The sequence below is a fragment of the Streptomyces albus subsp. albus genome, assembly GCF_000719865.1.
In the GTDB taxonomy this organism is placed as follows: Bacteria; Actinomycetota; Actinomycetes; order Streptomycetales; family Streptomycetaceae; genus Streptomyces; species Streptomyces albus_E.
In genome coordinates this window covers 228,276-244,813 of the sequence record NZ_JOID01000005.1, presented here as the reverse complement: position 1 = coordinate 244,813, position 16,538 = coordinate 228,276, and the positions used below count along the sequence as shown (strand labels likewise).

Genomic DNA, 16,538 nt, shown 5'->3' with positions numbered 1-16,538 from the left:
CTCCGCGGCGTCTGGTGCGTGCGATCGCAAGGCGGAGGAGGAGAGCGCAGCGTGCTGCGCCGACGATCGACAACGCGGCGAGCGTGCGTGCCAGACGCCACGGAGCAGGCGGGATTCGCCAGACAGGGCCTAGCGGGCGGAGGCGGCTCCGGTGCCGTCCAGGCCGAAGAAGGTGATCGCCCGCGCGGCCTGCCCGCCCTGCGGCAGGTTGTGGCCGGTGTTCGCGATGCTGATCGCCTCGACGGGGGCCTGGTCGCCGGTGCCGCCGTAGCGGGTGCGGGTCCAGCCGTTCTGCGGCTGGTCGGTGGACGACGGGTTCTCGCTCACCCCGTGGACGTTGGTCCACTGCTTGATCTGCTCCCCGAAATTCGGGTAGCGCAGGGTGCTGTCCTGGGTGCCGTGCCAGATCTGCACCCGCGGCCGGGCCCCGTCGTAGCCGGGGTACGCGCCGCGCACCAGGTCGCCCCACTGCTGTCCGCTGCGGTTGATCTGCCCGTTGGCGCAGGCGCTGTTCCAGCTGGAGCCGTCGGTGGTGGCGAAGCAGCTGTGCGGTACGCCCGCGAAGGAGGCACCGGCCGCGAAGACGTCCGGGTAGTTGCCGAGCAGGACGTTGGTCATCATCGCGCCGGACGAGGCGCCGACGACGAACACCCGGTCCGGGTCGACGTTGTTGCGCTGCTTCACGTAGTCGATCATGGACTTGATGCCCACCGGGTCGCTGCCGCCGTCGCGGCGCAGTGCCTGCTGCGAGGAGACGTCGAAGCACTGGCCGCTGCGGGTCGCGGACGGGTAGACGATGATGAAGCCGTACCGGTCGGCCAGGGTCTTGAACTCGGTGCCGTTGTGGAACGCCGGTCCGGAGCCGGTGCAGTAGTGCACGGCGACCAGCAGGGCCGGCCGGTCCGCGACGCGGTCCGGCACGTACTGGTGCATCCGCAGACCCGTCGGGTTGTTGCCGAAGTTGTTCACCTCGACGAGCTGCGCGGCCGGGGCGGCGGGCGCGGTGCCGGCCGCCGTCGCGGCGGGGGCGCCGGCGAGGAACAGGGCCGCCAGCAGCGGCAGGACGCCGCCGAACAGGGCGGCGACGAGCGTGCGCGGAGAGGTGCCGCGCGGCCGTCCTCGGCGTAACGGTCCTCCGCGGGACGGGACCGCGGGCGACGTGGGGGTGTCGGGCATGCCGTTCTCCTTTCTAGACTGCGGCTGTGAAGGGCTTGCTGCTGCGCTTGTCGGCACTGGACGCGGACGCGGCCACCGCGGTGCGGGTGATCGCCCACTTCGAGGCGCTGATGAGCGCGGGTTGCGACGCCGCGTCGCTGGTGCGGTCCACCGCCGGACTCGCGCAGTGCGCGGCCGGACTGGAGCGGACCGGCGGGCGCAGGGTGCGGTTCGGGCCCGGCGGAGCCGCGCTCCCCGGGGAGCCCGAACGGGTGTCCGGCAGCGCCCTGTTCGGCGACGCGGACTCCGGACCCGGCGGGCGGGTCTGGCTCGAGCGCCCGGGTGCTCCGGGCCCGTTCGACGAGCTGGTGCTGGAGTGGATGGCCATCGCCGCCCGGATGCTGGACGGACGGCGCCGCGCGGCCGAACCGCCCCACGCGGCCGATCCCGCGCTCGTCGAACTCGTGCTCTCCGAACGGGAGGCCGTCGAGGACCGTGCCCGGGCGCTGCGACTGCTGGGCCTGGTCCCCGAACTGCCGCTGCGGGTGGTGGCGGTGGCGTCGGCGGAGACCGGGGCGGCAGGCGCGCCGGGCGCACGTGCCGCCGCCGGTTCGCCGTGGGCCGCGCCCGGTTCCGCGGGCGGGCGGGGCTTCCAGGTGGCCGGCGGGGCCAACGGCGCGGGCGGAGTGAGCGGGGCGGGCGGCGTCCCGGACCCGCCGGGCGCGCTCCCCGGCCCCGGCCCCGTCCACGGAGCCGGCCCGGGCACCGGCCGGGGCCCCGCCCCCGACATCGGAGTGGAGACGGTCGCCCTGCTCGGGCGGACCGGTCTGCGGAGCTCCGTACGGATCGCGCGGCTGGGCCCGCTGGGAGCGGTGCTGGTGCAGCGTCCCGACGGCGACACCACCTCACCGGCGGAGGAGCTGCGGGCGGCGGCCGGCGCGCGCCCGGCCGGCCCGGACGCGGCGGGGGAGCCCGCGGGGCGGCCGGGATGGAGCGTACGGGCCGGGGTCGGCGGCCTCACCGACGCCCTGGACGCCGGCGTCTCCTGGCAGCAGGCGCGGGTGGCGCTGCGGTTCGCGGTGCCGGAGCCGCCCGGGGAAGCCGTGACGGACCACGACGCGCTCGGCCCCGTCGCGCTGCTGGCCGAGATCCCGGCGGATCGGCTGCGCGCCCGGCCGGAGGTCCGGGCCCTGTCGGAGCTGGCGGCGGGGGAGGGCGGCGGGGCGGGCATCGCGGCGCTGGCCGCGTTCTGCCGCACCGGCTCGCTGCGGCAGGCCGCCGCGGAACTCCATCTGCACCACAGCTCCGTGGCGGCGCGGCTGGCGCATGTCGAGGAGGTGCTGGGCCGGCGGCTGCGCGACCCGGAGGACCGGTTCCGCGCCCATCTGGCGCTGTACGCCTGGCGGTTGTCCGGCACGGAGTGAGTGCGGGCGGCCGCGCTGCCGCCCGTGCCGGAGCCCGCCGGCCCCGGGGCGTCCGGGGCATCTGACGGGGGCTCCGGGGAGACCGTCCGGCCGCTCGTCGTCCGGCCGCCCATCAGGCGAGGGCCCGGCCGAGCACGGCGGTGACCTCGGCGGTGATCCGCCGGATGACGGCGGCGTGCTCGACCGCGCTCGCGCCGTGGAAGGTCCCCGGGAGGACGTGCAGTTCGGTCGGCACCCCGGCGGCCAGCAGCGAGCGGGCGTAGTCGATGCCCTCGTCCCGCAGCGGGTCGAACTGCATCACCGTGATGTGCGCGGGCGGCAGCCCCGCCAGCCGGGTGATCCCGGCCCGCGCCGGGGCCGCGTACGGGGAGACGTCCTCGGAGCCGGGCGTGCCGGGGCCCAGGTAGGCCTCCCAGCTCAGCTGGGCGTTGCGCCGGTTCCACACCGGGGTGTCGGTGTAGAGCTGGGCGCTGGCGGTGCGCAGCCGGTCGTCGAGCGCGGGGGCGGCCAGGCACTGGAAGCGGATGTCCGGGCCGCCGCGGTCGTGGGCGAGCAGGGTGAGCGCGGCGGCCAGGCAGGCTCCGGCGCTGTCGCCCCAGAGCGCGGTCCGGTCGGGCAGGATGCCGAGTTCGGCCGAGTTCTTGGCGAGCCAGACCAGGCCCGCGTAGCAGTCGTCCAGCCCGGCGGGGAAAGGGTGTTCGGGAGCCAGCCGGTAGCCCGGGGAGACGACGAGCGCGCCGAGCTCGCGGCAGAACCGCAGGTTGCCCTCGTGGTCGGCGTCCGGCGAGCCCACGACGAAGCCGCCGCCGTGGATCGCGTAGACGACGGGCAGCGGGCCCCACGCGTCCCGGGGCCGGTAGAGCCGCAGCAGCAGGTCCGGGGCGCCTTCGGGGCCGGGGACGGAGACGTCCTCGACCACGACCCCGGTGGTGTCGGCCGCGGCGACGGTGGCGGACAGCTGCTCCGCCTGCGCGGCACGGGCCGCGGCCACATCGCTGATGTCGACCTCCGGCATCATCGCGACCGCCGCGGCGAGCTCCGGGTCGAAGGCGTAACGCATCCCTGGTCCCTTCGGTCCGTGCGGGTGTGGGGGGTGGGGTCGCACGGAACCCCCAGAACGGTGCCACGGAGGGTCCGGCGCGGTCATCAGACAGGCGTCGGAAGAACCGCCTCCGCCGCCCGACATCCGCGCGTGCCGCCCGATGCGACCGAAAATTTTTCGCCGCCCTGCGACCTGCCCCTTCCAGTGAAAGCCCAAGTCTGCTCGGAGATTGTCCATTCTCCAGCCCTTGACGTGGGGAAAGCCTCTTCCTAAGGTCTGCCCCGCCCGATCAGAAAATTCCGGAAAGTTTCGGAGCGGTCATCTGATCAGGTGGTGGCATGGGAGCAGGGGCCGACGGAGCCGCGTCCCGCTGTCCCTCCCGCCCGCGTCCCGCGCGGTCCGGGCCGGGACCGGGGACCGCCACGCGCCCACGGAGCGTCAGAAAGGGGTCAGCGATGACCAGATCCGCGACCCGGAACGAAGCCGGCGGGCCCGGCCGGAACGAGACCCGGGGGCCCGGCACGCCCCGGCGGACGGGACGTCCGCGCGCACGGCGCCGCCCGGCGGGCCCGCTGCCGCTCGTCACCGCACTCTGCCTGACCGCCGTGGCGGTGACCGCGGCCACCGCGCCGGCCGCGCAGGCCCACCGGTCCGGCCCGTCGCACGGCGGCAAGGCCACGGCGGCGATCGTGGACTCCACCCGGCACGGCGGCGACACCGTCGCCCTCACGTTCGACGACGGGCCGGATCCGGACGACACCCCGAGGCTGCTGCGGGTGCTGCGCGAGCAGCGCGTCAAGGCGGTGTTCTGCCTCTGGGGCGACCATGTCGAGGAACACCCCGAGCTCGTACGGAAGATCGTCGCGGGCGGCCACACGCTCTGCAACCACAGCATGCACCACGACGACATGGGTGCCTGGTCCGAGGAGGAGATCCGCGCCGACCTGCTGCGCACCTCCGCCGCCATCCGCAAGGCCGCCCCGGGCGCCCGCATTCCGTACTTCCGTGCGCCGTACGGCAGTTGGGGCAAGAGCCCGGAGGTCGCGGCGGGGCTGGGGATGCAGCCGCTGGGGTGGCGGCTCGCGGTCGGGGACTGGGACCCGCCGGGGACCGAGGAGCTGGTCAGCCGTCTGGAGGAAGGCATCACACCCGGGGCCGTCGTTCTTCTCCACGACGGCGGCGGCGACCGCAGCCAGACCGTGGAGGCCGTCGAACGGATCATCCCGAAGCTCCGCTCCGAGGGCTGGCGCTTCGACCGGCCCGCCCGGCGCGGCTGACCGCTGATCCGCCGCCCGCGGGCCCGCCGTCCGGCGGACCCGCGGGCCGTCCGGCGCTCCGCGCTCCCGATCCCCTGGAGAGAGACTCATGAACGACACCACCACCCGGCCCCGCGGGCCCCGGGGCGGCAGCCGGACCGGACCCTGGAGACGGGTACGGGCCGGGGCCCTGGCCCTGCTCGCCGGCACCCTGCTGATGGGCTCGGCGCCCGCCGCCCCGGCCGCCCCGGGGCCGCACGGCGGCGGCAGCGGCCCGGCCCGCACCGCGCCCGGCTGGACCGGCACCTGGGGCGCCGCCCCCACGACCGTACCGGCCTCGGACAACACGGTCTTCGAGGACCAGACGCTCCGTCAGATCGTCCGGGTCAGCCGGGCCGGCGAGACCCTGCGCGTCCGCTTCTCCAACGAGTTCGGCACCGAACGGCTGCACATCGGTGAGGCCCGCCTCGCCCGCCGGGCCGCCGGAGACCCCGGCTCGTCCATCGACCCGGCCACCGACCGGAAGCTCACCTTCGGCGGCAAGCGCTCCGTCACCGTCCCGCCGGGCGCCCCCCTGCTCAGCGACCCGGTGAAGCTTCGGGTGCCGGCCGGCACCGACCTCGTCGTCAGCATCCACCTCCCGCACCGCACCCCGGGCTCGACGGTGGCCGCCTTCGCCAACCAGACGAACTACGTCGCCGACGGCAACGTCACCGGCCGCCCGCACCTCGGCGCCACCGCGACCAACGACCGCTGGTACTTCCTCACCGGCGTCAGCGTGGCCACCCACCGGCCCGCCGCCGCCGTGGCCCTCGGCGACTCCATCACCGCGGGCACGAGCCGCGACGCCAACAACCGCTGGTCCGACGTCCTGGCCCGGCGCCTCCAGCAGACGCCCGCGCTGCGCGGCACCGGCGTCGTCAACAAGGGCATCAGCGGCAACCGCCTCCTCCACGACCCCAACCCGCCCGAGGGCAACCCGGCGGAGGCCTACGCGGCCTACTTCGGCGAGAGCGGCCTGGCGCGCTTCGACCGCGACGTGCTCGCCCAGCCCGGCGCGCGCTACGCGATGGTGCTGCTCGGCGTCAACGACCTCGGGCACCCCGGGAACACCGCCCCGGAGTCCGAGCGGGTCACGGCGGACGATCTGATCAACGGCCACCGCCAGCTCATCGCCCGCGCCCACGAGCGCGGACTGAAGATCTACGGCGGCACGATCACCCCGTTCAAGAACGACACCCTCGGCTTCTACAGCGAGGAGAACGAGGCCGCGCGGCAGCGGCTCAACCACTGGATCCGCACCAGCGGCGAATACGACGCGGTCATCGACTTCGACCGGGCCGTCCGCGACCCGGAGGACCCGGAGCGACTGCTCCCGGCCTACGACAGCGGCGACCACCTTCACCCGAACGACGCGGGACTGACCGCCATGGGACGCGCCGTCCCGCTGCGGCTCTTCCGCTGACGGGGCGCCCCGCCCGGCGGGCCGGCGCGCAGCCGCGCCGGCGCCCGTCCGCGGGGACGCCCGCACCGATGTCCTCGGGCGCCGGTGCCCGCGGGTGCCGACGAACCCGCGGTCCGAAGCCCGAGGCACAGGCCGAGACCCCCACCGTCTCCGGGGGTCTCAGGGGCCGCCACCCCCGCCCCCGGGGTGGCGGCCCCGTGGCCTTTCCCGGTCCCGGCTCTCCGGCTCCCCTGCTCCCCTGCGGACAAAGAAGACCGCCGCCCGCGCGGAGTGCGCGGACGGCGGTCGGGGACCGGAGGGCCGTGGAGGCCGGCCGTTCTAGATGTCGAAGTACATCTCGAACTTTTGCACTCTCTGATGAGCCTGCGGAAACGCCGCTCTATCGCTGTGACCTGCGGATTTGGTGTCTGATCCTGTCCCGTTGTAGCCGAACGTGTCCTATGATTCTGCGGACTCGCTGCGGACTGGGGGATCGTCACCGGTTGTGCTCGCCTTAACGATCCGCCGGACCTGCTGCCGGGTGTATCCCGTTGCATCGCAGATGTCCTTCTGTGGAACGCCGTCCGCGTCCGCTTGGCGGATCGCCACGGCGAGTTCTTGGCGCAGGACTTCCGCCCGGGCCTCGGCCTCTCTGAACCGGCGCGCCATCTGCGCCAGTGATCGCTTGTCCATGGCACACAGTGTTCCATTCGCTGTCATGGAACATGACGTTACAGAGATCGACGCCATTTTCCTAGCTCAAGCCACATTGACAATGGAACACGATGTTCCCTACGGTGAGTGCGTCGCCCCGAAAACGGGGCGGCCCCGGTCGGTGCGTCAACACCGGCTCCGGGGCCTAGATCCGAACCCCTCCAAGACAGGGAGTCGAACCATGTCCCACACCGTACCTGCCCGTGTCGACGGGCTTCCGGCCGTGCCGCTGCAGCGGTCGGCCGCCGACTGTGAGCCCATCCCGTTCGTGTTGACGGAGGCCGCCGAGCTGCTGCCGCGCCGGGTGCCGGTCGTCGTCCGCCGCCAGGTCGTGACGGTGGACTGCCCGCCGTGGTGCGTCGCCGGCCACACCGAAGAGCTGGTGAGCCTCACGGACCTGTGCCACGAGGGCGAGTCCATCGCCCTGGCGGCGCCGACGTTCTCCGCCGGCGCGCCGTCCTCGGTGCGGATCCTGTCGGCGTACATCGCGCAGTACCCGTTCTCTTCGGAGGCCGCGCCGCGGCTGGTGCTGGACGCGAACGACGACGGGGAGTGCGCCGAGCTCGACGAGGCCGCCGCGGTGGCGTTCGTTGACCAGCTGGTGGCGCACGGCGCCGGGCTCCGCCGCATGGCGCGTGTCCTCGGTGGCCTGTCGTGAGCGCCCGGGACTGGGCGGCCCGTGCCGCCGAGACGACGCAGGACGAGATGGCGCAGCAGCACGTCGACGCCGCGCAGCAGGCCGCCGAGGACGCCGAGACCGCCCGCCTGCAGCGCGAAGCACTGGAGCGGGGTGAGGGTCAGTGAACGCCCACGAGATTCCCGAGCCGGTGCGCGAGCTGCTCGCCGCCCTTGCCGACGCCGTCGACCTGCCGCTGCCCGACATCACCGACGCCGACGAACGCCGCGCCGGGAACGTCCTCCGCGACCGGGCCCGCACCGCCGTCGCCGTGGCGCGCGGCGTCCTCGACGACGACCACGACCCGGCCCGCGCCGCCGCGTACCTGCGGGAGCAGACCGCGGCCACCCCGGCCAACTACCGGCCCTGGCGCGACCCGCTGAACGGTGGTGAAGGCCGATGAACCGCCGCGTTACGCCGCTCTCCGCCCTCGCCGCCGGCGCGGCCGTCGTCACGGTCGCGCTCACCGCCGCCGCGTTCTGGCTCTCCTACGAGCACTTGCACGACGTCGCCGCGGCGCACGGCCTCGGGCACGCTCCCGAGCGGGCGTGGGCGTGGCCGGCCACCGTCGACCTGTTCATCGTCGCCGGGGAGCTGCTGATCCTCCGGGCGTCGCTGCGCGGCACCGTGGACCGGTGGGCTATCGCCCTGGCCGCCACCGGGTCGCTCGGCTCGATCGCCCTCAACGTCGCCGGGGTCGGGCAGCACGCGCACCCGCTCGACTACGTCGTCGCCGCGGTCCCGCCGGTCGCCGCGCTGCTCGCGTTCGGCGCCCTCATGAGGCAGGTGCACGACGCCCTGTCGCGGGCGGTCGTCACCACGCCCGAGGAGCCCGTCGAGGTGACGCTGCAGGTGACGCCCGAGCCCCGGCGGGAGCTCGCGCCGGCAGCAGCGGAATCGCTGGTCATCTGTGGTGGACAGACGGCGTTCACCCCGGCCGTCCCGCCCCGGGAGGTGGACAGCGAGGAGGACACCCCGCCGGACCGTCTCCCGGCCGACGAGGCACTGAACCGCATCCGGGTGTCGTGGGTGATGGGCAAGCCCGTCACCGAGGCGGCCGCGTGGTCCACCCGGTCCCGGTCCTACGTGCACAAGGTGTACACCCGCCTCGACGAGGAGCGGCAGGCCCGCGGCGACACCGACCGTGCCGAGGACGACGCATGGATGCGGGAGCAGGTCGCCGCCGAGCGGTCCGAGGCGGTGGCGTCATGAGCGAGCACGTTCACCACGCCGGATGCGGCTGCTACTCGCCCGACGCGCTGCCGGTGCACCGCCCGCAGCCGCTCCCCACCGAGCCGCAGCAGCAAGCCGTGCCGCAGGTCGTCCACGTGCACCAGGCGCCGCCCGACCGCACGCTGCAGCGGGTCGCACTCGGGGCCGGCGCCGGGGCTGGTGCGGTGGCGGCCGGGGTGTACTTCGGCCCGCTCCTGGTGGCCGCCATGACGTCGATGGCCATCAGCCTGGCCGTCGTCGCCCTGGTGGTCGGCGTCGTCGGCTGGACGGTCGTCTCCGTCGTCCGCGCGGTCGGCGGGCCGGAGGGCACGCAGGCCGCGAAGAACCTCAGCAAGCGCCGGAAGGGCTGACGGCTGCCTGTCCGCCCCGGGCCACCACCGGGGCGGGCGGGGAGCCGGGACAGACCCGGACCACCACCGAGAGGAGCCCGTCATGGGCCTGTTCAAGAAGACCAACAACATCGACGACCTGCCCGCCGACAAGGCCACGTGGGAGTCCCGCATCGGCCACCGGGCCGAGGTCCTCAAGGACGCCCGCGCGGAGGGTGACCAGACGTGGGTGGCCCGTGCCGAGCAGCGGCTCGACTCCGCCCTCGACGGCTACAACCGGGACGCCCGCTGATGGCCGCCGTCACCATCACCAGCTTCGGCTACCTCCACGCCGAGCCGCCGTCCGCGCACCTGGTGCTCGACCTCCGCCACCACTTCCGCGACCCGCACGTCGACCCGGCCCTGCGGCAGCAGACCGCGGCCGACCGGGCCGTCCGGGACGCCGTGATGCACACGCCCGGGGTGCTGGAGCTGACCGAGGCCACCGCCGCGGCGGTCCGCGCCTACCAGGCCGGCCCCACCGCCGGGCCCGTCACGGTCGCCGTCGGCTGCGCCGGTGGCCGGCACCGTGCCCCCACCGTCGCCCTCGCCCTGGCCGAGCTCCTCCACGGCCAGGACGTCGCCGTCCACCACCGGGACCTGTCCCGGCCCGTCGTCAACCGCTGACCCAACCAGAGGAGAACCCGATGTTCGGCAAGAAGAAGACGGCCCGCTACGAGGCCGAGGTCGACCTGCAGACCGCCGACGGCCGCCGCGTCACCTACCGCGGCGACGGGATCGGCCCGGCCGACAAGCCCGGCGCCGAGCTGCTCGACGGCGCCGAGGCCGCCGCCCTGGCCGCCGAGCCCGGCGCCCGCATCCTCCGCTCCCGCGCCCGCAAGGCCTGACCCCGGAAGGGACACGACATGGACCGTCACCACCTGCCGACCGGCCTCGACCTGCCGAACATGACCGGCCTGCAGCTGCAACACCTGCCCGCCGGCGTCTGCAAGGCGAAGGCCGCCGCGCTGCTGCTCAAAGCCGAGCACCCCGCGGAGAGCCACCGCCGCCCCGAGCTGGTGGCCGCGGCCGACGTCTGGGCCCGGCTCGCCACCGTCCCCCAGGAGAGCTGACATGCCACTGCCCGAACGCACCTACACCCCGGCCGAACGCCGCCGCCGCGCCGTGCTGCTGGCCCGCACCACCCGGCAGGCCCTGGCCGACGCCGTGAGCCCGCGGCTCGACGCCGAGATCGACCGCATCGACGCCGCGGCCGAGGAACGGGCCCTGCGCGAACGGCTCGCGATGGGCCGGGAGCTGGAAGCCGCGAAGGAAGAGCTGGCCGCCGCCCGGGTCAAGGAGCGGTGCGCCGCCCGGACCGACCGGCCCGCCGCGAAGCAGGCCCGGAAGACCGCCGAGGACCGGCTGCGCCGCGCCGAGCGGGCCGCCCGCAGGTAGAGACCCCCGGGGCGGGCGCACGGCCTGGCAGCTTGCCGCCCGCCCCGGGCCCCTGCCACCCGATTACGAGCACAGGAGATATCAGCATGACCGAGACCATCGCCGAGCACGTCAACGGCACCGCGGCCGCCGTCCCGCCGCCGACCGTGCCGCTCACCAAGCCGCCCGCCCCGGAGCCGCCGGCCGTCGACGTCGACGAGCACCAGGAGCCGCCGGTTCTCGAGAACCCGCGGCCTGTCGACGACCCGGAGCAGCAGCAGCCGCGGCTCGTCGACCTGCCCGAGACGACCGCCCCGGCCGGGGCGTGGCTGGAGCAGCGCCGCGCCTACATGGCCGAGGCGCCGCCGGTCGTCCCGTCGTGGCTGCGCCGCGGCGCCGAGCTGCGCGACGCGGTGAAGTGGACGACCGCCTACTACAGCCACGTTGCCGCGTTCCACACCGTGCGCACGCCGGTCTATCTGCTGCGGCTGGTGGTGCGCTCCCCGCGCGGCGCGGCCCGTCTGATCAGCCGGTGGGTGCGGTGGGTTGTCGACGCCGAGGCCCGGCCGGTGGAGGCGAAGGCGGCCGCGTCGGCGGACATCGAAGCGTGGCTGTCCCTGTCCCGGGAGCACTCCCGCCGGGTGCGGCCGCGCCGCGTCCTCTCGGCAGTCCTCGCCGCGGCCGGGGCCGTGGGCGGCGCGGTGGCCGCGTTCGCCCTGCCCGCCTGGTCCCTCGGTTCCATCGGCTGCGGTGCCCTGGCGCTCCTCGGCCTGGCTGGCACCCAGGAGGACAAGCCCGTCGTCACCCGGTACGTGTCCGTGACGCACCTGCGCGCGCTGGACAGTACCGAGGTCTTCGAGGCCCTGGCCGCCATCGGCATCGGCGGCGGACCCAAGGGCCGGACCGGTGTCTCCTTCGCTGCGGAAATCCAGCGGGACGGGCCCGGCTGGCGCGCCGAAGTCGACCTGCCGCGCGGCGTGGAAGCCACCAAGGTTCTCGACAAGCGCGCGGCCCTGGCCGCGGCCATGCGCCGGCCGATCTCGACGGTGTGGCCGGAGGCCGACCGGGACGCGCACCCCGGCCGCCTGGTGCTGTGGGTCGCCCAGCAGGACCCCGCGAAGGCCCCGCGCAGGCTGTGGCCGCTGATGAAGGCCGGCACCGCGGACGTCTTCCGCCCGCTGCCGTTCGGGTTCGACCCGCGCGGCAACCTCGTCTCCATCACGCTCATGTACTCGAACCTGCTGGTGGGCGGCATCCCCGGCTCGGGCAAGACCAGTTGTGCCCTGGCCATCGTTCTCGGTGTCGCGCTCGACCCCACGGCTGAGCTGTGGATTTACGAGCTCAAGGGCTCCGGCGACTTGGACGCGGTGAAGCCGATCTGTCACCGGTACGTGTCCGGGGACGACGACGAGGACATCGAGGCGACCGTGGCCGGCCTGCGCGCGGGGATCGCGGAGCAGCGGCGCCGGGCGAAGTTCATCAAGTCGCTGCCTGCAGAGGAGACGCCCGACGGGCGCCGCGTCACCCGGGAACTAGCGGAGCGGTACCCGGAGCAGCAGCTCGGGCCGCGCGTCATCGTCGTGGACGAGGCGCAGGAGCTGTTCACGCACCCGGAGCACGGGGACGAGGCCGCGGACCTGTGCACCAAGCTCATCAAGAAGGGCCGCGCCTACGGGGTGATCCTGATCCTGCTGACGCAGAACCCCGACGCCAGCTCGCTGCCGACGTCGGTGTCGTCGTCGGTCGGGACGCGGCTGTGCCTGGCCGTCATGGACTGGCGGGCCAACAACAACGTGCTCGGCACCGGCGCCCACGAACGCGGGCTGCGGGCCACGGACATCAGCGCCGGAGAGCAGGGAACCGGCATCCTCGCCCGGGGCCGCGAAGGGCTCACGGTCCGCGCGGCGTTCATCAAGCAGACCGAGGCCGAAGAGGTCGGCCGCCGCGCCCTGGCGCTGCGCACCGCGGCCGGCACCCTGTCCGGGCAGGCAGCCGGGCAGACCGTGACCGAAGAGGACGCCACCACCATCGTCGACCACCTGCGGGCCGTCTGGCCCGACGGTGCCGAGGCGGTCCACTCGCACCGCCTGGTGGACGCGCTGGCCGCGTACCGGGCCGATCTGTACGGGGTGTGGCTGGAGGAGACCGACGCCGCGGCCCGCTCCACGGCCCTCTCAGCCGCGCTCAAGCCGTACAAGGTCCCGACCCGTCAGCTCACCATCCGGGAGTGCTGCGGCGGCGCCAAGGGCGTCCGCCTGGCCGACCTCCCCGAGTCCGCCGAGGACGCCGACTAGGACCCGCGGGGCCGGTTTCGGCAAGGGTCGGTGGTTTCACCCCGACCCGAAACCGGTTTCGGCCCCGATATCGGCCCCGACCTGCGGTGATATCGAGTTTCGGGGGTCGGCCCGCAGGCCCCGGAACGGCCCTCAGAGGCCGTCTCAGAGTCACCCCGCACGCCACGACGGCCCCGCCCCGGGAAGCACCAGGGCGGGGCCGTTCCGCGTTCCCGGGTCAGCCGTACAAGCCCGGCCCGGGCGGGCGGACCTCCCGCGGCAGCGACCGCTCCGGCACCCCCCGCTCGGCCGCCCAAGCCCGCCGGGCCTCTATCCAGTCGCCGAGCCCGAGATACCACGTGCTGTACCAGGGGGACGGGTCGCCCGGCTCGGCCGGCGGCCGCCACTCCCGCCAGTCGAACCGGGCCAGATGCTCGGGCAGCCCGCCCCGGGCCGCCGTGCGGCGCCTCACGACACGTCACCGCCGAACGCGCGGCGGTAGTCCTCCAGCGCCGTAGTCGACGCCAGGCCCTGCCGTCCCGCGCCGGCCGCCCGCGGCCCGTGATGACGGATCACCGCCGCCCGCCGGCCCCGCTGCGAAGGCGTCAACCGCTCGCCCTCCTCCTCGGCCGGGGCCGCCGCCATCAACTGCCGCAGGATCCGCGTCACCGCCAGGCGGTGCGCCCGGATCTCCCGCAGCAGCGGAGACGCCGCCGGCTGCCCGCGCGAACCCTTCACCACCGGGCCCTGCTCGGCGAGCGCCGCCTCCATCACGTCGACGTGATCCACCAGGCGGCACGCAGCCTCCAGCAGCACCAGCTCCCCGGGCTCCAGCTCGTTCTCTGCGACGGTCCCAGACCACAGCTCCAGAGCCCTCGGGCCAAGCCCGTCAGGGGCCGGATGCGGGGCTTCCTGGCCGTTCTCCATGGTGTCCTCCCGATGGTCACCCTGACGTTTCTGCGATGCATGGACGGTCGCCTGCTATACCCGGCCGATGACTGAGAGGGGGGTATGGGGGCTATTCCCCCTATGCCCCTATCTGTCCGTTTCGGGTTGGTGGTTGGTGTCGGTCGTCCTGGCCCGCTGCTGCCCCGTCGTCCTGGTGCCGAGCGGACCGCCGAGCGGTGCGTGGCCGGCCGTCGTGGTGCTCTCGTTCGCTGCTGCTGTGTCGCTTGCTTCGCTTGATCGTTTCGCTTCGTTCTCTTCGATCACTTCGCGTTGATCGTTGCTCTGTCGGCGTTCGCTGGTGCTTGTGGTCCACATGCCGTGTGCCCCGACCCCCGGCCCCGGGGTGGGGTAGGGGGTCGGGGCGGCCGGCGCTGGCGTGCTCGGGTGTGGGCTTCCCTCACGCCATGGGTCCGCGTTCGCCATGGCTCGACGCGGTGCCGTTGACGCCGGGTCGGTGGTGCCTGGTCAGGGCACGTCCATGTCGCTGTCGGCGAGGGCGTCGATGGAGTAGTCGTGCATGCCGCCGAGCTGGGGTGGCTGGGCGACGCTGTAGGTCATGGCGTGCTGCAGCTTGAACGATGGGTCGCTGGTGTCGGGGAGCTGCCGCAGCTGGGTGATGGTGTCGGCGGTGTCGGGCCTGCTGCCGACGTACTCGCCGAGGACGTCACTCCATCCGAGTTCCGCGGCGTGTGCGGCGATGGCCCGCGCGAGGTGCTCGTCTCCGTTGCGTTCGGCCCGGGCCAGGAGCCGCGCGGCTTCGGCCGGCTTCTCCAACTGGGCGGCGCGGGTGTCGGCGTCGCGCCGGCTGATGGCCGCGGTCGGGTCGGCGGTGCCTTCCTGCCCGAACGCGCGGCGGGTGAGGGTGCGCCGCTGGGTCTCGATCTGCTCGATGGCCTGCTGGCCGGCGGCGGTGATGTGGTCGCGGGCTTCCCGGTAGGCGCGGGCGATGGCTACCCGCTTGGCCTGGTCGGAGAGTTCGCGCCGGGCTTCGATGCGCTGCACCGCGTCGGCGAGCCGCTGCTGTGCGTCGGCCACGCTGGTGGTGGTGTAGGTGGCGCCTTTCTGCCGCCACCGGCCGCCGCCGATGTATTCGGCGGCCACGGTCGGATCGTCGGCGTAGGGGTTGGACATGTGGGCTCCTATGCGGCTCGGGCCTGGTAGTGGGCGGCGGCTTCGCGGCTGACGCGCCACCGGCCGCCGACGTGTTCGGCATCGAGGCGCCCGGTTTCGCAGGCGAGCCGGACGGCCCGGTCGGTGATCCCGAGGACAGCCGCGGCTTCGGTGGTGGACAGCCATGGGCAGGGTGGCGCGGCTTCCGGCACGGGGGCGAGCGGGCTTCCGGTGGCGGAAGTGCGCCACGCTGCGGCGGCGGTGGCCAGGGCGACGAGCACGGAGTCGAGTTCGGCGTCTTGGCCGCGAACGCTGGTGCGCAGCTGGCGGAGGCTGAGGAGCTTGTCGAGCTGGGCTGCGATGCGGGCGGGGACGAGGACGACGGGCCCGCCGTCGTGCCCGTGGAGGTAGGCCGTGGGCGGCCGCGGGTGGGGCATGGGCTGGCCTTTCAGGCGGCGGCGGTGGCCGGGGTGTGCTCGGTGATGCGCAGCCCGCGGGTGTCGATGACCCACTCGACTTCCCGCGGGTGGGCGAGTGCTTCGTCGTTGATGCACAGCACCCGCTCGGGCGGGACGACGACGGCCCACAGCTTCCCGCCGCGTACCCGGGCGTAGCGCTCGGCCACGTACCGGGACGGGGTCCAGGACATGCCGCCCCGGTGCTTGTCGACGGCCCCGCGCCACAGTTGCTGGGGCACGGCCGGGGGGTCGGCCGGCTGGCCGTCCTCGGTGAACCCGGCCGCGCGGAACAGGGTGAACCACTTCTTCGCGGGCAGTCGGCGTTCGGGTTCCTGCGCCATGACCCACGCGGTCCCGACGTGAGCGGCGAGGGTTTCGGCGGGGATGCGGAAGCGCTGCCAGGCCGCGTACAGGACGACGGGCCAGGCGCGGCGTTCGGTGCGCGACAGGAGCGTGGCGAACACGTCGTCGGCGATGGGCCCGTGGCCGCGGGTGACGTACCGGCGGATCTCCTGCTGGAGTTCGCGGTCCGTCCAGTACCGCTCGCGCAGGTAGTCCTCTTGCCGGTGCGGGGGGATGGTGGCCGGGTCTATCCATTCGAGTAGGGCGTCTTCGAGGTTCACGTCTCCTCCGTTTCCAGGGCGGTGAGGATGGCGGGCCAGGCCGCGGCCAAGCCGGGGTGCAGCGGCAGGGTGGGGAGTTCGGCCGGGGTGCACCAGCGGTGTGCGAGGGCTTCGCCGTTGCCGGGGCGCGGCCGGAAGGGTTCGAGGGTGCGGGCGATGACGGTGTGGAACGTCCACCCGCCGTGCTCGTCGGCGAGCGTGGCCACGTGCTCGATGCGGGGCAGGCAGCCGAGTTCTTCCGCAGCTTCCCGGTGGGCGGCCCGCCGGGGGGTTTCCCCGGGCTCCATGGCGCCGCCGGGCAGGCTCCAGGTGCGTGCGTGCTGGACGCCGGGCGCCCGCTGCTGCAGGAGGAAGCGGCCCCGGTCGTACAGGAGGAGGCCGGCGGCGCGCGGGCCCCAGTGGCGGCAGCCGCGGGCACAGAAGACGTAGGGCACGGC

At 74.4% G+C, this 16,538-nt stretch carries 23 protein-coding genes; 14 read left to right on the top strand and 9 right to left on the bottom strand.

Annotated elements, in window-relative coordinates; translation table 11 throughout:
• Positions 1-129 precede the first annotated feature (129 nt).
• Positions 130-1,176 carry an extracellular catalytic domain type 1 short-chain-length polyhydroxyalkanoate depolymerase gene (locus IF83_RS0106730; RefSeq protein ID WP_051722504.1) on the bottom strand — a complete coding sequence of 349 codons (1,047 nt, stop codon included), beginning with the start codon at positions 1,174-1,176 and terminating at the stop codon, positions 130-132.
• A gap of 26 nt (positions 1,177-1,202) precedes the next feature.
• Here IF83_RS0106730 and IF83_RS0106725 point away from each other — a divergent pair, with 26 nt between their 5' ends.
• Positions 1,203-2,579, top strand: coding sequence for a PucR family transcriptional regulator (locus tag IF83_RS0106725; RefSeq protein ID WP_030543120.1), 1,377 nt, complete (start codon positions 1,203-1,205; stop codon positions 2,577-2,579).
• A gap of 112 nt (positions 2,580-2,691) precedes the next feature.
• On the opposite strand, the gene IF83_RS0106720 is transcribed toward IF83_RS0106725, so the two are convergent.
• A complete protein-coding gene (locus tag IF83_RS0106720; RefSeq protein ID WP_030543119.1) occupies positions 2,692-3,639 on the bottom strand; it encodes an alpha/beta hydrolase in 948 nt (315 codons plus the stop codon).
• 437 nt (positions 3,640-4,076) lie between these two features.
• On the opposite strand from IF83_RS0106720, the gene IF83_RS0106715 reads away from it, so the two are divergent.
• Positions 4,077-4,898 (top strand): polysaccharide deacetylase family protein, encoded by an 822-nt coding sequence (locus tag IF83_RS0106715; protein WP_078843223.1) that lies wholly within the window; start codon positions 4,077-4,079, stop codon positions 4,896-4,898.
• Positions 4,899-4,986: 88 nt separating this feature from the next.
• Complete coding sequence (locus IF83_RS35245) at positions 4,987-6,342, top strand: SGNH/GDSL hydrolase family protein (protein ID WP_030543117.1); 1,356 nt, start codon at positions 4,987-4,989, stop codon at positions 6,340-6,342.
• A gap of 438 nt (positions 6,343-6,780) precedes the next feature.
• Here IF83_RS35245 and IF83_RS0106705 read toward each other — a convergent pair whose 3' ends face one another.
• Positions 6,781-7,014: a helix-turn-helix domain-containing protein gene (locus tag IF83_RS0106705; protein WP_030543116.1), complete on the bottom strand. Its 234-nt coding sequence runs from the start codon at positions 7,012-7,014 to the stop codon at positions 6,781-6,783.
• 202 nt (positions 7,015-7,216) lie between these two features.
• Between IF83_RS0106705 and IF83_RS31060 the strand changes: the two genes are divergently transcribed.
• The 11 genes from IF83_RS31060 to IF83_RS0106650 all read left to right on the top strand — a co-directional run bounded on the left by IF83_RS31060 (position 7,217) and on the right by IF83_RS0106650 (position 12,983).
• A complete protein-coding gene (locus IF83_RS31060) occupies positions 7,217-7,693 on the top strand; it encodes a DUF6907 domain-containing protein (RefSeq protein ID WP_030543115.1) in 477 nt (158 codons plus the stop codon).
• Entirely contained in the window at positions 7,690-7,839 is a 150-nt protein-coding gene (locus IF83_RS33630) for a hypothetical protein (RefSeq protein ID WP_158711007.1), read from the top strand. Before IF83_RS31060 ends, IF83_RS33630 begins: the two co-directional genes overlap by 4 nt.
• Positions 7,836-8,114, top strand: a complete 279-nt coding sequence (locus tag IF83_RS0106690) for a hypothetical protein (RefSeq protein WP_030543114.1) — start codon at positions 7,836-7,838, stop codon at positions 8,112-8,114. Before IF83_RS33630 ends, IF83_RS0106690 begins: the two co-directional genes overlap by 4 nt.
• Positions 8,111-8,923, top strand: a complete 813-nt coding sequence (locus IF83_RS34565) for a DUF2637 domain-containing protein (RefSeq protein WP_078843221.1) — start codon at positions 8,111-8,113, stop codon at positions 8,921-8,923. The genes IF83_RS0106690 and IF83_RS34565 overlap by 4 nt, the downstream gene beginning before the upstream one ends.
• Positions 8,920-9,294: a DUF6251 family protein gene (locus tag IF83_RS0106680; RefSeq protein WP_051722503.1), complete on the top strand. Its 375-nt coding sequence runs from the start codon at positions 8,920-8,922 to the stop codon at positions 9,292-9,294. Before IF83_RS34565 ends, IF83_RS0106680 begins: the two co-directional genes overlap by 4 nt.
• Before the next feature lie 82 nt (positions 9,295-9,376).
• The gene (locus tag IF83_RS0106675) at positions 9,377-9,565 is read left to right on the top strand and encodes a hypothetical protein (protein WP_030543111.1); all 189 of its coding nucleotides are present in this window, start codon (positions 9,377-9,379) and stop codon (positions 9,563-9,565) included.
• Entirely contained in the window at positions 9,565-9,939 is a 375-nt protein-coding gene (locus IF83_RS0106670) for a RapZ C-terminal domain-containing protein (protein WP_030543110.1), read from the top strand. Before IF83_RS0106675 ends, IF83_RS0106670 begins: the two co-directional genes overlap by 1 nt.
• A 20-nt stretch (positions 9,940-9,959) precedes the next feature.
• Positions 9,960-10,160 carry a hypothetical protein gene (locus tag IF83_RS0106665; protein ID WP_030543109.1) on the top strand — a complete coding sequence of 67 codons (201 nt, stop codon included), beginning with the start codon at positions 9,960-9,962 and terminating at the stop codon, positions 10,158-10,160.
• A gap of 18 nt (positions 10,161-10,178) precedes the next feature.
• Complete coding sequence (locus IF83_RS0106660) at positions 10,179-10,385, top strand: hypothetical protein (RefSeq protein ID WP_030543108.1); 207 nt, start codon at positions 10,179-10,181, stop codon at positions 10,383-10,385.
• A 1-nt stretch (position 10,386) separates the two neighbouring features.
• Positions 10,387-10,710 (top strand): hypothetical protein, encoded by a 324-nt coding sequence (locus IF83_RS0106655; protein ID WP_030543107.1) that lies wholly within the window; start codon positions 10,387-10,389, stop codon positions 10,708-10,710.
• Between the two features lie 86 nt (positions 10,711-10,796).
• On the top strand, positions 10,797-12,983 hold the full coding sequence (locus IF83_RS0106650) for an FtsK/SpoIIIE domain-containing protein (protein WP_030543106.1): 2,187 nt from the start codon (positions 10,797-10,799) through the stop codon (positions 12,981-12,983).
• 217 nt (positions 12,984-13,200) lie between these two features.
• Here IF83_RS0106650 and IF83_RS0106645 read toward each other — a convergent pair whose 3' ends face one another.
• From IF83_RS0106645 to IF83_RS0106620, 6 genes are all read right to left on the bottom strand, one after another.
• The gene (locus IF83_RS0106645; RefSeq protein ID WP_030543105.1) at positions 13,201-13,434 is read right to left on the bottom strand and encodes a hypothetical protein; all 234 of its coding nucleotides are present in this window, start codon (positions 13,432-13,434) and stop codon (positions 13,201-13,203) included.
• Positions 13,431-13,889 carry a hypothetical protein gene (locus IF83_RS0106640; RefSeq protein WP_030543104.1) on the bottom strand — a complete coding sequence of 153 codons (459 nt, stop codon included), beginning with the start codon at positions 13,887-13,889 and terminating at the stop codon, positions 13,431-13,433. Before IF83_RS0106640 ends, IF83_RS0106645 begins: the two co-directional genes overlap by 4 nt.
• A gap of 486 nt (positions 13,890-14,375) precedes the next feature.
• Positions 14,376-15,041 carry a hypothetical protein gene (locus IF83_RS0106635; protein WP_030543103.1) on the bottom strand — a complete coding sequence of 222 codons (666 nt, stop codon included), beginning with the start codon at positions 15,039-15,041 and terminating at the stop codon, positions 14,376-14,378.
• 8 nt (positions 15,042-15,049) lie between these two features.
• Entirely contained in the window at positions 15,050-15,457 is a 408-nt protein-coding gene (locus IF83_RS0106630; RefSeq protein ID WP_030543102.1) for a helix-turn-helix domain-containing protein, read from the bottom strand.
• Between the two features lie 11 nt (positions 15,458-15,468).
• Positions 15,469-16,101 (bottom strand): hypothetical protein, encoded by a 633-nt coding sequence (locus IF83_RS31055; RefSeq protein WP_051722502.1) that lies wholly within the window; start codon positions 16,099-16,101, stop codon positions 15,469-15,471.
• Positions 16,098-16,535, bottom strand: a complete 438-nt coding sequence (locus tag IF83_RS0106620) for an NUDIX domain-containing protein (protein ID WP_051722501.1) — start codon at positions 16,533-16,535, stop codon at positions 16,098-16,100. The genes IF83_RS31055 and IF83_RS0106620 overlap by 4 nt, the downstream gene beginning before the upstream one ends.
• Positions 16,536-16,538 lie beyond the last annotated feature (3 nt).

Bases quoted from the DNA above. Each gene is read 5' to 3' on its own strand.
- IF83_RS31060 (WP_030543115.1), top strand. From the start codon at position 7,217: ATGTCCCACACCGTACCTGCCCGTGTCGACGGGCTTCCGGCCGTGCCG.
- IF83_RS0106655 (WP_030543107.1), top strand. From the start codon at position 10,387: ATGCCACTGCCCGAACGCACCTACACCCCGGCCGAACGCCGCCGCCGC.
- IF83_RS0106675 (WP_030543111.1), top strand. From the start codon at position 9,377: ATGGGCCTGTTCAAGAAGACCAACAACATCGACGACCTGCCCGCCGAC.
- IF83_RS0106640 (WP_030543104.1), bottom strand. From the start codon at position 13,889: ATGGAGAACGGCCAGGAAGCCCCGCATCCGGCCCCTGACGGGCTTGGC.
- IF83_RS0106630 (WP_030543102.1), bottom strand. From the start codon at position 15,457: ATGCCCCACCCGCGGCCGCCCACGGCCTACCTCCACGGGCACGACGGC.
- IF83_RS0106730 (WP_051722504.1), bottom strand. From the start codon at position 1,176: ATGCCCGACACCCCCACGTCGCCCGCGGTCCCGTCCCGCGGAGGACCG.
- IF83_RS0106680 (WP_051722503.1), top strand. From the start codon at position 8,920: ATGAGCGAGCACGTTCACCACGCCGGATGCGGCTGCTACTCGCCCGAC.
- IF83_RS0106665 (WP_030543109.1), top strand. From the start codon at position 9,960: ATGTTCGGCAAGAAGAAGACGGCCCGCTACGAGGCCGAGGTCGACCTG.
- IF83_RS0106670 (WP_030543110.1), top strand. From the start codon at position 9,565: ATGGCCGCCGTCACCATCACCAGCTTCGGCTACCTCCACGCCGAGCCG.
- IF83_RS0106715 (WP_078843223.1), top strand. From the start codon at position 4,077: ATGACCAGATCCGCGACCCGGAACGAAGCCGGCGGGCCCGGCCGGAAC.
- IF83_RS0106635 (WP_030543103.1), bottom strand. From the start codon at position 15,041: ATGTCCAACCCCTACGCCGACGATCCGACCGTGGCCGCCGAATACATC.
- IF83_RS0106650 (WP_030543106.1), top strand. From the start codon at position 10,797: ATGACCGAGACCATCGCCGAGCACGTCAACGGCACCGCGGCCGCCGTC.
- IF83_RS0106705 (WP_030543116.1), bottom strand. From the start codon at position 7,014: ATGGACAAGCGATCACTGGCGCAGATGGCGCGCCGGTTCAGAGAGGCC.
- IF83_RS35245 (WP_030543117.1), top strand. From the start codon at position 4,987: ATGAACGACACCACCACCCGGCCCCGCGGGCCCCGGGGCGGCAGCCGG.
- IF83_RS34565 (WP_078843221.1), top strand. From the start codon at position 8,111: ATGAACCGCCGCGTTACGCCGCTCTCCGCCCTCGCCGCCGGCGCGGCC.
- IF83_RS0106720 (WP_030543119.1), bottom strand. From the start codon at position 3,639: ATGCGTTACGCCTTCGACCCGGAGCTCGCCGCGGCGGTCGCGATGATG.
- IF83_RS0106660 (WP_030543108.1), top strand. From the start codon at position 10,179: ATGGACCGTCACCACCTGCCGACCGGCCTCGACCTGCCGAACATGACC.